The sequence below is a fragment of the Lachnotalea sp. AF33-28 genome (genome assembly GCF_003477885.1).
Taxonomy (GTDB): domain Bacteria; phylum Bacillota; class Clostridia; order Lachnospirales; family Lachnospiraceae; genus AF33-28.
This window is the reverse complement of sequence record NZ_QUEE01000011.1, coordinates 38,095-51,791: the sequence shown is the minus strand read 5'-3', so window position 1 is coordinate 51,791 and position 13,697 is coordinate 38,095. Positions and strand designations below refer to the sequence as shown.

Sequence of the window (13,697 nt, the reverse complement as noted above, 5' to 3'; positions counted from 1 at the left end):
TCATTTCCTTTCCAAATTCTACTGGGCTTTGATTTTGTCCAAAATAATGCTGCTGTCCCGAAACCTGGTATCCTTAGAAGATCCCATAACCACACAGACATATGTCTCTCCGTTAATGACTGCTGCAGAAACGACGCAGGCACCTCCAAGGCTGCTGGTTCCTGTCTTTAGTCCGATTACCTCCGGACGGTAATATTGACTGTTTGGATTGAGAAGTTCATTTGTGTTGTTGTAGGTCACCTCCCTGCCGTTTACCCATTTTTCGTAGGATGTACTGCATGCCACGATTTCAGAAATGAAAGGATTATCCAAACACGCCTTTGCGATGATGGCAAGATCATAGGCCGTAGTGTACTGATGTGCAGTATCATATCCGTCCGGGACTACAAAATTTGAGCTTTCGGCCCCAAGTGCCCTGGCCTTTTCATTCACCTTATCCATAAATACCTCAACGGACCGCTCATTTGTCAAACTGTTATCTCCGGCAATTTTCTTTCCGGCATTGACCGCAAGCGTATAGGCTGCATCATTACCGGATGGGAGCAGAAGTGCAATTAAGAGCTGCCTTACCGTCAGGGTATCCCCCTGAACAAGCCATGCTATTGAAGAATCTTCATGGATCATTTCAATTTCCGCGCCTACAGTCACTTCCTCCTCCGGCGGACAATAGTCAAGCACCGTCAATGCAGTAATCATCTTAGCCGTACTGGCAGGCGCAATTTTGTCAGTACTGTTTTTCTGATATAATGCAGCATTGGTTCCAGTATTCATTACAATGGCGTTTTCTGCCGTAATGTCGACAGTTATAGCATTTGCCCGGTCAAGTATAACAGGCACCGCTTCGCTCTGTTCTTCGCTTGTATCGGAAGCTTGAGAAAAATCTCCAGTGTTTTCAAAACTCTCTCTGGATTTGAGGGAAGATTTTTTATGACCGCCTAACAAGATTACTGCCCCAAAGGCCGCAATAACTATAAGCACACAGAGCACTGCTATTTGTTTCCATCTGTTTCTTTTATTGGTTTGCCGTTTTACCAATCTCTTAACTCCTTTCTGTGAAAAAGAATCCTCTGCAACGGGTCGCCATAGCGACATCATTCCATTCCGCCGCAGTGCGTTCCTGCCCGGAGGGCTTTTTTATTACATAGGAGAGTTCGAAGAACTTTCTATATAATAAAAAATAGCCCCACCTGAAATAAGAATATCAGGATGGAGCGATTTATGTTTTCGTTTTTCTTTGCGGATAACATATGATTTTTTACAGATTTTCTTACGATTTTCCTACGATAGGCAGCATGACCTCAAAGCAGGTAATGCCGTTTTCACTGTTTGCGCTGATCTGACCGTGATGAAGTTCAACGATCTCCTTTGCAATCGCAAGCCCCAGGCCGGCCCCGCCAGTGCTGGAACTGCGCGATACATCCAGGCGGTAAAACTGCTCAAATATTCTTACTAATCTTTCCTGGGGAATCGTATCCCCTTCATTCATTATTTTAAGCAATACATGATCCGCTGTTTTTTCTGCAGTTATCACAATGCTCGTATTTTCATAGCAGTAACAAACAGCGTTTCGAAGCAGATTGTCAAACACGCGCTGCAGCTTGTTGGCATCGCACGATAACATAATATCTGATTTGATTTCAAACTCACACTTCAAATTTTTTTCTGCCAGCATCGGCTTAAACTCATAAGCTAACTGCTCAAGCATTTTCGTCAAACTGATTTTGCTGTAAACAAGCGTAATATTTGAAAGGTTAAACCGTGTGATCTCAAAAAACTCATTGAGCAATTCTTCAAGTCGCTCCGCTTTGTCCAATGCTATGGATAAATACCTTTCTCTAAGTTCGTCCGAAATTTGCTTCTCATCCCTTAACAGGGTTATATATCCTATGACGGACGAAAGCGGCGTTTTCAAGTCATGGGCCAGATACATCACAAGGTCATTTTTCCTTTGCTCAGCATGTTCGGCATCCATTTTTCGTTTTTTTAAGGTGCGCCTGATGGAATTTATCTTTCTTTCTGTTGCTGCCAGTTCCGGCGGCAAAGCAATATCTTTGTCCTCTTCACTAACCAGCGTATCAATCCCCCGGTTGATTTCCCTAAAGTATTTTAAAATGCTGTTCAGATAACAGCGGAAAATAATAAATAACACACCTGAAAACGCAATTAGAAAAAGCCCTGTCTCATATGCTTTGAAGGATTTCAGATAGGCGACAATCGCATCGCTGCGGTCATGATAAATAAGTTGATCTAAAATGGCCACGATAAAATTTGCAAAATTATCTTTTAAAAGGAACAGATATATGACCCCTATGATCAGTATGGTCCCCACCATCATCAGAAGCATTTTTATTGACAATCTGTTTTTAAAAAGCAAGTAGTCATCTTCGCGGTCGGTTTTCTCTCTAATTTTCAATGGTATATCCCACTCCCCATACAGTTTTTATGAATTTAGGATTTTTAGCCCGTTCTTTCATTTTCTCCCGGAGACGCCCAATATGAGCCATAACGGTATTATTGTTATCATATGATTACTTCCTATTAGGAACACTGTAAATACAAGGCTTTTCGGAGCCTACAAACCAGAAAAAATAATATTTGATCTATCACATTACGCAAAAAGCCGTCCGGCATGAGAAACGGGCGGTTTTTTTGCGTGGATAGACGGAAGGGAGGCACAAAAATAACTACAAAATTTTAGCGTTCAAATTTGTGCAACTTTAACAAAAAGGAGGATCATAAATGGCCGATGAAAAATTGAATACTGGCCCTGCGGAGAATATTTCCCCGGAGGCCGCCGGGCCTATCACCACACCCGAACAGGCTGCAGCGTCTGAGCCCCGGCAGGAACAGACCGGGCCTACCATACCTGAGCCCGGCGATGTCGTTGTGTCCTTTGACAAAATCAATGAGCTTATGGCAGAAAAGAGACAGAACGCCCGCGCCGAAGTCGAAAAGGCGGAACCCCCCGAAACGCCAGAGGCGGCAGCCCCCGGAGAAACACCGCAGCCCGCCAATACGGAGGAACCTAAAAAGCCGCGCCGTGGCCGTCCGCCGAAAGCAGAAAAGGCCGCGACTGAAAATCAGAAAGCGGAGAAATCGGCTGGGGCTCGCAAGGGCCGCCCACCCAAGGAGGATAAGGCGGCCCCTGACAAGCCCAAGCCGTCCAAACGAGACAAAGTGTCCCGAAGCGATGGAAAGGCCCCGGATGCCAAGGAGCCCGTAAAGCCCGCACAGGATACGGCACTGAAGGAAACTGCTACTGTGGAACAGACGGCTCCCGAGCCGACTACACCGCCCCGCCCGGTTGAGGAAGGCAAGCTGGTTTATCTGAAACTTTCCGAGGTTCATCCGTTTCACACATTCCGTCCGCACCCCTTTAAGGTACGGGACGATGCGAAGATGCAGGAAATCGTTGCTTCTATCCGCGTAAACGGTGTAATGGTTCCCGGTCTTGCCCGCCCGGAGAAAGATGGAAACGGCTATGAAATTGTAGCGGGCCATCGCCGTACCCACGGCAGTGAACTGGCGGGGCTGGAGGAAATGCCCTTTATCGTCCGTGAAATGACCGACCACGAAGCGGTACAGGCCATGAAGGACAGCAACAAGCAGCGTGACGGGATGCTCCCCAGCGAATTGGCCGCGCTGCTGGAACTCGAGGTTGAGGACATCAAGCATCAGGGCGGGCGGCTGAAAGGCGTTGCAGAAGGCGATGTTGGGAAACGCTCGGTTGAGATTGTAGGCGAGGCGCATGAAATGAACTATAAAAAGGTCATGCGCTACTTGCGGCTCAACTCCCTTGTGCCGGAGCTTCTGGATAAGGTAGACGATAAAAAGATGGGCTTCATGCCTGCCGTGGAGCTTTCCTACATCAAACCGAAAAATCAGAGGCTTATTGCTGTTTCCATTGACGGGGAGCAGGCTTCGCCCTCGCTGGCCCAGGCTAAACGGCTCCGGGAGCTGGATAAGGAAGGCAAGCTTAACGGCGATGTCATTGACGGTATCTTATCAGAACAGAAAAAGGAGGATCGAGGCGTGATTATTTCTACTGCGGAACTGGAAAAGTATTTTGGCAAGGAGGTCACTCCCGCCAAAATGAAAGAACAGATTATGTCCCTGCTGGATGACTGGAAAGAAAAACAGCCGCCGGAGCTGGCAAAAGCCCCGAAAAAGCAGGAGCTTGACAAGTAACAACTTCGAGACACTTTGTCCCGAGGGCCCCGCCCTCGCGCAGAGGCTCTGGTGGTATATATCCCCCGTCGCCGCCTGTTTTTTAGTACAGCCGGGAGTGGGCCGTCAAGGGTGCAGCGCACCGCCGTTTTCGGCGGCTCGCCCTTGACGGTCTGCCCCGGCTGTGCTATTTCCCCGGCAAGCGGCGGGGGTATATCCTCCAGAGCCGCCCCCTTTCCCAAGACTGGGAAAGGGCGTGGGGTTTGGGTTGAACTTTCTTATTAAAATATCGGAGGTATGAACGATGAAACGACCCCTTGCTTATATCACCGCTGCATGGCTCGGCGGCGATAGCGAAAACGCAGAACTGGCGGCGCAGTATTGCCGCACCGTGTATGAGGCAGGCTTTTCTCCTATTTGCCCGCCCCTGTACTTGCCCCTGTTTCTCAACGATGCTGTTCCCGAGGAGCATAAAAGCGGCATCGACATGAGCCGTGACCTGCTCCGCCGTTCTCATGTGCTGGTTGTCTGCGGGCACAGTATGACCGAAGCCATGAAAAATGATATTGCCGTGGCCCAGCGGCTGGGAATTACGGCAACAACCCTTGAGGGCATCCTGACCGTCAAGGGACAGGGCCGCCGCTGATGGCAACCCTGTTTGAAGCCTACGTTACCAACGCCGGAAAGTACAGCGAGGGCCAGCTTGTGGGTGAAACACTGAAATTTCCCACAACCGCCCAGGAGGTGGAGGCTCTCTTGAAACGGATCGGCGTGGATGGCGTCCGCTATCAGGAAATTTTTATTACCTCTTTCGATGGGGATGTGCTGGGGCTCTATGACCATTTGAGCGAGTATGAAAATCTGGACGAGCTTAATCATCTGGCCTGCCTGCTTTCCGAGCTTACCTCATCGGAGCTGGAAACACTGGAGGCCGTCCTCGACAGCGGCGATCACTGTTCTTCGGTGCGGGACATCATCAATCTGACACAAAATCTGGACTGTTACGGCTTTTACCCCGGCGTATCCGATGAGGAAACGCTGGGGCGTATTTATGTGGACGATCTGGAAATGTTGGATGTGCCGGATCAGGTAAAACCGTATTTCGATTATGAGGCGTATGGCCGGGATGCCTGCATCCACGAAAACGGCCATTTTGCCCCGGGCGGCTATGTTGTCAAAGAAAGCGATCATTTCGTGGAAGTGTATCACGGCTTGCAGGATATTCCCAAGGAGCATAAGGTGTTCTCTTTCCCGAAGCTCTCTATCCGGGAGCAAATGGCCGCTTATCAGGAAATCATAGACGGTTCTTCTTTGGAGGGCTACCGTCAAATGCAGAAAAAAGACCGTGGGGATCGGTGATGGCACTTCGAGACAAATTGTCCCAAGGAAGGAGGCGGTGTAACTGATTGATGAAGATATTTCCCGGCGCACGATAGCCATATCCGTAAAAACAACCAAGCTGACGGCGCGGGGACTGGCGTATGTGCTGGGCATGGTGGGCCGGAAGATCCGCAAGGCATACCGTGGGCGGCAAGTACCGCATGGAAAACAAAGTGTGCGAAAGCTCATGGCCCACGGTACAGCCACCAACAGCATTGAGCTATCCGGGGATGCCAAGTCCTTTGACCGCGTGGCCCGGAAATGGAATGTAGACTATGCGTTCTATAAAACCGGGCCGGACAAATACCTGCTGTTTTTCAAGGCTGGACAGGCAGACGCAATGACCGCCTGCTTTTCTGAGTATTCCCGGAAAGTGTTAAGCAAAGCAAAATCGAACCGTGTTCCCATCCGGGAACAACTGCAACAGGCGGCAGATCAGCTTTCCAAAGAAAAGCCGAAGCAGAAAGAACGTGCAAAGGAGGTGGCCCATGAGGACAGATAAGATCAGAAAATATCTCATTCCGAACATTCCCTATCTGTTCATCCTGTGGGCGTTCCTCAAGCTGGGAACGGCCTACCGGCTGGCGGCGGGGAACGATTTTGCACATAAGCTCATCGGGCTGGGCCAGACGATTGGCCCGGCCTTTGCGGACTTTGCCCCCGGCCTTGTCCCGCTGGATTGGCTTGTCGGTATTGTAGGCGCAGTTGGTTTCCGGCTGCTGATCTATTTCAAAAGCAAGAACGCTAAGAAGTTTCGGCGGGATGCAGAATACGGCAGCGCTCGATGGGGAACGGAAAAAGACATCAAACCGTTTGTCGATCCGAAGTTTGAAAACAACGTGATTTTGACCGGGACGGAGTTTCTCACGATGAACACCCGCCCTAAAATCCCCGCAAATGCCAGAAACCTGAATTGCTGTATTATCGGCTCATCCGGCTCCGGCAAAACCCGCTTTTGGCTCACGCCCCAGCTTTTACAGGCTCATTCCTCTTATGTGGTGGTCGATCCCAAAGGCGGTGTGCTGGGACAGGTCGGAGCTTTCCTGCAAAAACGCGGGTACAAAATCAAGGTATTCAACAGCATAGATTTTTCAAAATCCATGCACTATAACCCGCTGGCGTATATCCGCAACGAGGCCGATATTCTGAAATTCGTGGATGCTCTGATTTCCAACACCAAGGGCGAAGGCAAGGAAGGTGATCCATTCTGGACAAAATCGGAAACGCTTTTGTACTGCGCCCTGATTGCCTACATCATTTTCGAGGGGCCTGCCGAGGATCGGAACATGAATACCCTTGTGGATATGATTTCCGGCATGGAGGTCAAGGAGGATGACGAGGATTTTATGAACGCGGTGGACTATATGTTTGCCGGGCTCGAAAAGCGTAAGCCGGATTGCTTCGCGGTCAAACAGTATAAAAAGTACAAATTGGCCAGCGGCAAGACGGCAAAAAGCATTTTGATTTCCTGCGGTGCGCGACTGGCTCCCTTTGACATCCCGCAGCTTCGTGAAGTCATGGCCTATGACGAATTGGAGCTTGACCGCATCGGAGATCGGAAAACGGCGGTATTCTTCATCATTTCCGATACCACGCAGACCTACAACTTTTTAGTGGCGCTTGCATTTTCGCAGATGTTCAACCTCCTGTGTGAACGGGCGGACAATGTTCACGGTGGCCGCCTGCCGCACCATGTACGGGTGCTGTGGGACGAGGCAGCCAACACGGGACAGGTGCCCCAGCTCGAAAAGCTGGTCGCGGTCATCCGCTCCCGTGAGGTGAGTTTGTGCTTGTTGTATCAGCAGTTGGCACAATGCAAGGCCATTTACGATAAGCACGCCGAGACAATCCTCGGCAACATGGACAGCGTGGTGTTCCTTGGTGGCCGCGAAGCCAGCACCATCAAGGAAATATCCGAGAACTGGCTGGGAAAAGCCACAATCAGTATGCAGACCGACAGCCGCTCCCGTGGTCAGTCGGAAAGCTACAGTCAAAATACCCAGCGGCTGGGCCGGGAACTGATGACCCCAGCCGAACTTGCAACCATGCCGGGAGATAAATGTATTTTGCAGCTTCGGGGCCTGCCCCCGTTCTTCTCTCCCAAGTATGATCTGAAACGGCATCCGAACTACCGCTATACGGCGGAGGCCGATAAACAGAAAAACGCTTTTGACCTCGACAGGCTCATTAACCGCCGCAGGCGGCCCGGTCTGAACGAGGCGTGTACGATGTATGAGGTGACTGTGCCGGACGATGCACTCACGGAAGAGGACGAGGACATCCTCAACTATGATGACATCGACGATCCAGACGCCTTTGCATAAACGCTTCGAGACAAAGTGTCCCGAAGTTTGTAACCTGCCGCCTGCAAGGGCGGCTTTTTTGTTACCGGGAAAATCCCGGAGAAATGGAGGCTTATATGGCATTTTTCTCATCTGCAATCGACACTTTACAGACCCTCGTTATTGCTCTCGGTGCTGGCCTTGGCGTGTGGGGCGTGGTTAATCTGCTGGAGGGCTACGGCTCGGATAACCCGGGCTCCAATGCTCATGTACGGTAAAGAAGCAAGCAACCGAAAACAAGAGATAGACCGCAAGCACCACACTATTCCGAACAAAAGAACCAAAGACAAGCATTATGGAAATGTGCATAACAGGCTATGGAATCATGGATAACTCTATTCACAGGACATGGAAAGCTAAGGTGCAGCTTTCCCACGTTCTGTAAGAAGAATTTACTGGGCTTGTATTCCTGTCTGCTGAAGATATGGGATAATGGGAAAGGCTACTGACCTTTTTACTATTGCATATACAATATTTTTGTATTCTCTCTCCCACCATAATAGTATCATACAAATTTCATGATTACAAGACTGTTTATATAGGCAAACGTGTGCTAAACTAGCCTAGCAATGTATCAGTGAGAATTTTTCTGTTGTTTTTTATCAAGGAGGGTATTTTTTATGGGAAATAATCAATCAGAAAGAGAGTACGAAGAAATAAGATTAAAGCAAACTATATCTTTAGCCGAGGAACAATTAAAACAAGCAAAAGAAGCAGCAGAAAAAAAGAAATCACAAATTATCGAAGCCAAAAAAGAAGTTCGTGAAAACGCAACACATAGTGTTACAAATCTATACACTTCTGACGGATTTGAGGCACTTGTTGAGTTAAGTCAATATATGAACCCTGTTACAGATAAAATTGTAGATTATGAAGAAGAAGAACACAGAATACTTTTACTGGAAAACATGATAAAATCACCATATTTTGCCCGTATTGATTTTAAATTTGATGATGAGGAAGAATGTGAAAAAATATATATCGGACGTTCCTCTCTACGGAAAAACAGTTATCAGGAGATGTATGTTTATGATTGGCGATCACCGATTGCAAGTATTTTTTACCGCTTTATGAAAGGAGAAGCATTTTATGACGCTCCATGCGGGCGGGTAACAGGTGAACTCAAATTAAAACGTCAGTATGAAATAAAGAATGGAGTGTTAAAGTATTTTTTTGATACAGATGTGCAGATTGTTGATGAATTTTTAAGACAACTATTATCACAGAATACCACCGCCAAAATGAAAGCGATAGTTGAAACAATACAACAAGAACAGGACGCTGTTATCAGAGATATGGAAAACGACCTGTTAATGGTGCAGGGCGTGGCAGGAAGCGGTAAAACTTCCATTGCCCTTCATCGGGCAGCTTATCTTATGTATCAAGGATTACAGACAAAGTTGTCCGCAAATAATATTATGATTATTTCCCCTAATACTATATTTGAGCAATATATTTCTAATGTGTTGCCCGAATTGGGAGAAGATAATGTTATCTCCGTTGTATTTGAGGATATTCTAAAAATGCTGTTAAAAGGCAGGAAAATTCAGTCCAAGAACGATTTTTTAGAAAAAATAATTGCTCCCTCACAATACAAAAAAATTTATAAAGACAGTATCGAGTTTAAAGCGTCAAAACTTTTTGGGGAAATATTAGACAAATTTATTTATGATATTCCATGCCAATGGATAGAATTTGATGATGTTTATTATGAAGGAACATGTGTTGTAAACAGGCAGACTCTACAAGATAAGATACTGGGAAGAACAGAAACTCCATTAGGCATAAAGTTAGAGCAATTAGAAGATTATATTTTAGAACTAATATTTGGAACAGGAAAGGGACGGGGACATAAAGCAGAAAAAAATTTAGTAAAGCAGGAAATACAAAAATTTATAAAAATTGATATATTTGAGTTGTATAAAACATTATTTAGCAATGAATCCTATTTTTTCAGTTTATTGCAAAATAATAATTCCTCAGAGAGCATAAAGGAAATCCGGGAATATACGAAAGAAAATCTGGAAGCAGGCTGTATATACTATGATGACGCAATAGCAATGCTTTATTTATATTTAAAAATATACGGAACGAATGAATATAAAAATATCAAGCAGGTTGTCATTGATGAAGCTCAAGACTATTACCCGCTTCAATATGAAATATTCGGCTTATTATTTCCAAATGCTAAATTTACAATCTTAGGGGATATGAAACAAACCCTTGCCAAAAAAGAGGATATATCTTTCTATGAAGAAATTCATAAAATACTGAATAAGAAAAAATCTTCTCTTATCGTGTTGAACAAAAGTTTCCGTTGTACGAATGAGATATTAAATTTTAGCTTAAAATTCATAGAACAAAGTCCACAGATAAAAAGTTTTAATCGGAAAGGGGATAGCCCGGAAGTATTTATTGCGGATAATTCCGAAGTCTTTATTGACAAGATTGTTGAAGAGGTAAAATCATGCCAAGAAAAAGGATTACAGTCAATAGGATTAATTTGTAAAACTGAAAATAATTCCATCTGCTTGTATAACAAAATAAAGCACAAACTAGATATACAAATAATCAGAAATGGAAGTGCAGCAGAGTTACAAGGTGTATTCATTATACCAGTATATATGTCAAAGGGGTTGGAATTTGATGCCGTCTTAATTTGTGATGCAGACAATCAAAACTACTATGATGAAGATGATAAAAATCTCTTATACGTTGCCTGTACCAGAGCACTCCATAGACTTAGCTTATTTTGTGAAAAAGAAGTTAGCCCATTGATATATGCAACTTCTAAACATACAAAACTAGCGCAGACAGAATAGGTCATGAAAACACATGGATAAGTTAATAATAATTCGGACAGATAATCAGAACAACTTATATGAACAAATTATATCGTTAATAACTGCCAATCAAGCTAAAATGGAAACCATGTCTTTTGGTGTTTTTCCTACACTCTTTTTTCCGGGACTGGAAATAAGGCAGCACCAACGCCGGGTATTTAGGGACGGGGAGGAAATAAACCTTACCCGCCTTGAATACAGTACCCTTGTATTCCTTGCTTCCAATCCCGGCAATGTCCTCACACAAGAACAGATTTTTGAAGCCGTTTGGAACATGGATAGCGATAGCTGCCATTCAAGTGTTGTCAACGTGATTTACAACCTACGGAAAAAGATAGAGCCGGACAGCAAAAACCCCACCTACATAAAGACCGTTTTAGGCATAGGCTACAAGTTTGCTTCCGGGGAATGACAACCGAATAACCGCCGCCCTTTTTGGCAGTCAGTAAACAGGAAATCAGAAAAAGGTTTCCTGTTTTTTTGCGCCCGTTTTTGTCAAATACTGTTACGAAAACACGAAAAGATTTTCCGGGGGACTTTGCCATATTTTTCTTCCAGTGCGTAGTAATAATGACGGGAAAAATATTGCCGCAAAGTTGGCAGAAGCCCCGCCCTCTCCGTCGAGGGTATCAGCAGAAGCCTACACAGCGGAATCCGTCACTTTCTTAGAGCAAGATTCTACCGCAGTACCAAAATTCGCTTTTCGCTCATTTTGCCCCTGCGGGAATCTTGTTGGGGAGTGCCTTCCCCAAACCCTGCTTATGCGGCTTGCGCCGCTTAAAAATCCCTCAAAATATTTTTTCGGATTTTTCAAAAACAGTTCCGCTTCACACCCCGTTTTTCTCCTATTAGTGAGAGGACACCACGCACAGAAAGGAGGTTTTACCATGCGAAAACGATACAACACACCGCACCGCAGCCGGGTAGTCAAGACACGCATGACCGAGGAAGAATACGCCGAGTTTGCGGAAAGGCTTTCTGCTTACAACATGAGCCAAGCCGAGTTTATCCGGCAAGCCATAACCGGGGCAGCCATACGCCCCATCATAACCGTTTCTCCTGTCAATGACGAGCTGCTTGCCGCTGTCGGGAAACTGACCGCCGAATACGGCAGGATCGGCGGCAACTTAAACCAGATAGCCCGGACGCTGAACGAGTGGCACAGCCCCTACCCGCAGCTTGCCGGGGAGGTGCGGGCGGCGGTTTCCGACCTTGCTGCCCTAAAGTTTGAAGTCTTGCAGAAAGTGGGTGACGCTGTTGGCAACATTCAAACATATCAGCTCTAAAAATGCCGACTATGGCGCAGCGGAAGCCTACCTCACATTTGAGCATGACGAGTTTACCATGAAGCCCACCCTTGATGAAAACGGGCGGCTGATACCGAGGGAGGATTACCGCATTTCTTCCCTTAACTGTGGGGGCGAAGATTTCGCTGTTGCCTGTATGCGAGCCAATCTCCGCTATGAGAAAAACCAAAAACGGGAAGATGTGAAAAGCCACCACTATATCATCAGCTTTGACCCACGGGACGGGACAGACAACGGCTTGACCGTAGACCGGGCGCAGGAGCTGGGCGAGCAGTTCTGTAAAGAGCATTTCCCCGGACACCAAGCCCTTGTATGCACCCACCCGGACGGGCATAACCACAGCGGCAATATCCATGTGCATATCGTCATCAACTCCCTGCGGATTTATGAAGTCCCGCTTCTGCCCTACATGGACAGACCAGCCGATACACGGGAGGGCTGCAAGCACCGCTGCACCAACGCCGCTATGGAATATTTCAAGAGTGAAGTCATGGAGATGTGCCACCGGGAGGGGCTTTACCAAATCGACCTCCTAAGCGGCAGCAAGGAACGGATAACGGAACGGGAATACTGGGCGGCAAAGAAAGGGCAGCTTGCCCTTGATAAAGAGAACGCCGCCAGAGAAGCCGCCGGACAGCCGACCAAGCCCACCAAGTTTGAAACGGACAAGGCGAAGCTGCGCCGGACGATACGGCAGGCACTTTCCCAAGCTACCAGCTTTGACGAGTTTTCTTCCCTTTTGCTGCGTGAGGGTGTGACTGTCAAGGAGAGTCGGGGGCGGCTTTCCTACCTCACGCCGGACAGGACAAAGCCTATCACAGCCCGGAAGCTGGGGGACGATTTTGACAAGGCTACTGTCCTTGCCCTGCTTACACAGAACGCCCGCAGAGCCGCCGAACAGACCAAAGCCATACCCGAATACCCTGCCGCAGTTAAAAAGCCGTCACAAGGGGAAAAAACCACAAAAACCACCCCGGCAGACAACACCTTGCAGCGCATGGTTGACCGGGAAGCCAAGCGAGCCGAGGGCAAGGGCGTGGGCTATGACCGCTGGGCGGCAAAGTACAATCTAAAGCAAATGGCGGCTACCGTTACCGCCTACCAGCAGTACGGCTTTTCTTCCCCGGAGGAACTGGACGAAGCCTGTTCTGCCGCCTATACCGCCATGCGGGAAAGCCTTACAGAGCTGAAGCAGGTGGAAAAGACGCTGGACGGGAAAAAGGAGCTGCAACGGCAGGTGCTTGCCTATTCCAAGACCCGCCCTGTCCGGGACGGGCTGAAACAGCAGAAAAACGCCAAAGCAAAAGCAGCCTACCGACAGAAGCACGAAAGCGACTTTATCATAGCAGACGCAGCCGCCCGTTATTTTAGGGAGAACGGCATTTCCAAGCTGCCAAGCTATAAAGCCCTGCAAGCAGAGATTGAAACCCTTATCAAAGAGAAAAACAGCGGCTACAACGATTACCGGGCAAAACGGGAGGAATACCGCCGCTTACAGACCGTCAAGGGCAATATCGACCAGATTTTACGCCGGGAGCGCAAGCCTGTGAAAAGGCAGGAACAGGAGCGATAAAAACCACCCCAAAATGTACCTGAACCCATACAGAACAAGGGGGCTGCCCCGTACCCTATCCCCAATACCAAAGGATTTTTTAACG

General features: G+C 47.3%; 12 protein-coding genes and 1 pseudogene. 10 read left to right on the top strand and 3 right to left on the bottom strand.

Going from position 1 to position 13,697, the window contains the following annotated elements; all coding sequences use genetic code 11:
- Positions 1-18: 18 nt before the first annotated feature.
- The 3 genes and pseudogenes from DWZ56_RS15545 to DWZ56_RS15535 all read right to left on the bottom strand — a co-directional run.
- Positions 19-1,035 carry a D-alanyl-D-alanine carboxypeptidase family protein gene (locus tag DWZ56_RS15545; protein ID WP_330424891.1) on the bottom strand — a complete coding sequence of 339 codons (1,017 nt, stop codon included), beginning with the start codon at positions 1,033-1,035 and terminating at the stop codon, positions 19-21.
- Positions 1,036-1,267: 232 nt separating this feature from the next.
- Positions 1,268-2,413, bottom strand: a complete 1,146-nt coding sequence (vanS, locus tag DWZ56_RS15540) for a vancomycin resistance histidine kinase VanS (protein ID WP_118557527.1) — start codon at positions 2,411-2,413, stop codon at positions 1,268-1,270.
- Positions 2,403-2,522: pseudogene (locus DWZ56_RS15535) on the bottom strand (winged helix-turn-helix domain-containing protein); the annotation flags it as partial. The gene vanS and the pseudogene DWZ56_RS15535, both read right to left, overlap by 11 nt.
- A 217-nt stretch (positions 2,523-2,739) precedes the next feature.
- Here DWZ56_RS15535 and DWZ56_RS15530 point away from each other — a divergent pair.
- From DWZ56_RS15530 to DWZ56_RS15485, 10 genes are all read left to right on the top strand, one after another.
- Positions 2,740-4,188 (top strand): ParB/RepB/Spo0J family partition protein, encoded by a 1,449-nt coding sequence (locus tag DWZ56_RS15530; RefSeq protein WP_118557526.1) that lies wholly within the window; start codon positions 2,740-2,742, stop codon positions 4,186-4,188.
- 283 nt (positions 4,189-4,471) lie between these two features.
- Positions 4,472-4,813, top strand: coding sequence for a DUF7768 domain-containing protein (locus tag DWZ56_RS15525; protein ID WP_003020223.1), 342 nt, complete (start codon positions 4,472-4,474; stop codon positions 4,811-4,813).
- Positions 4,813-5,526 (top strand): antirestriction protein ArdA, encoded by a 714-nt coding sequence (locus DWZ56_RS15520; RefSeq protein ID WP_014080243.1) that lies wholly within the window; start codon positions 4,813-4,815, stop codon positions 5,524-5,526. The genes DWZ56_RS15525 and DWZ56_RS15520 overlap by 1 nt, the downstream gene beginning before the upstream one ends.
- Before the next feature lie 133 nt (positions 5,527-5,659).
- Positions 5,660-6,049: a PcfB family protein gene (locus DWZ56_RS15515; protein WP_003020228.1), complete on the top strand. Its 390-nt coding sequence runs from the start codon at positions 5,660-5,662 to the stop codon at positions 6,047-6,049.
- Entirely contained in the window at positions 6,036-7,871 is a 1,836-nt protein-coding gene (locus DWZ56_RS15510; RefSeq protein WP_118047965.1) for a VirD4-like conjugal transfer protein, CD1115 family, read from the top strand. Before DWZ56_RS15515 ends, DWZ56_RS15510 begins: the two co-directional genes overlap by 14 nt.
- 95 nt (positions 7,872-7,966) lie before the next feature.
- Positions 7,967-8,107, top strand: a complete 141-nt coding sequence (locus tag DWZ56_RS15505) for a Maff2 family mobile element protein (protein ID WP_014080223.1) — start codon at positions 7,967-7,969, stop codon at positions 8,105-8,107.
- Between the two features lie 402 nt (positions 8,108-8,509).
- Positions 8,510-10,711, top strand: a complete 2,202-nt coding sequence (locus DWZ56_RS15500) for a HelD family protein (RefSeq protein ID WP_117739290.1) — start codon at positions 8,510-8,512, stop codon at positions 10,709-10,711.
- A gap of 100 nt (positions 10,712-10,811) precedes the next feature.
- Complete coding sequence (locus DWZ56_RS15495) at positions 10,812-11,144, top strand: winged helix-turn-helix domain-containing protein (RefSeq protein WP_227616378.1); 333 nt, start codon at positions 10,812-10,814, stop codon at positions 11,142-11,144.
- A 475-nt stretch (positions 11,145-11,619) separates the two neighbouring features.
- Positions 11,620-12,018, top strand: coding sequence for a plasmid mobilization protein (locus DWZ56_RS15490; RefSeq protein WP_002569238.1), 399 nt, complete (start codon positions 11,620-11,622; stop codon positions 12,016-12,018).
- Positions 11,990-13,612 (top strand): relaxase/mobilization nuclease domain-containing protein, encoded by a 1,623-nt coding sequence (locus DWZ56_RS15485; protein WP_117962497.1) that lies wholly within the window; start codon positions 11,990-11,992, stop codon positions 13,610-13,612. The genes DWZ56_RS15490 and DWZ56_RS15485 overlap by 29 nt, the downstream gene beginning before the upstream one ends.
- The last annotated feature ends 85 nt before the right edge of the window (positions 13,613-13,697 follow it).

Excerpts from the sequence above, each read along its gene's own strand:
- DWZ56_RS15530 (WP_118557526.1), top strand. The coding sequence starts at position 2,740 with ATGGCCGATGAAAAATTGAATACTGGCCCTGCGGAGAATATTTCCCCG.
- DWZ56_RS15525 (WP_003020223.1), top strand. The coding sequence starts at position 4,472 with ATGAAACGACCCCTTGCTTATATCACCGCTGCATGGCTCGGCGGCGAT.
- DWZ56_RS15500 (WP_117739290.1), top strand. The coding sequence starts at position 8,510 with ATGGGAAATAATCAATCAGAAAGAGAGTACGAAGAAATAAGATTAAAG.
- DWZ56_RS15515 (WP_003020228.1), top strand. The coding sequence starts at position 5,660 with ATGGTGGGCCGGAAGATCCGCAAGGCATACCGTGGGCGGCAAGTACCG.
- DWZ56_RS15520 (WP_014080243.1), top strand. The coding sequence starts at position 4,813 with ATGGCAACCCTGTTTGAAGCCTACGTTACCAACGCCGGAAAGTACAGC.
- DWZ56_RS15505 (WP_014080223.1), top strand. The coding sequence starts at position 7,967 with ATGGCATTTTTCTCATCTGCAATCGACACTTTACAGACCCTCGTTATT.
- DWZ56_RS15510 (WP_118047965.1), top strand. The coding sequence starts at position 6,036 with ATGAGGACAGATAAGATCAGAAAATATCTCATTCCGAACATTCCCTAT.
- DWZ56_RS15495 (WP_227616378.1), top strand. The coding sequence starts at position 10,812 with ATGGAAACCATGTCTTTTGGTGTTTTTCCTACACTCTTTTTTCCGGGA.
- DWZ56_RS15490 (WP_002569238.1), top strand. The coding sequence starts at position 11,620 with ATGCGAAAACGATACAACACACCGCACCGCAGCCGGGTAGTCAAGACA.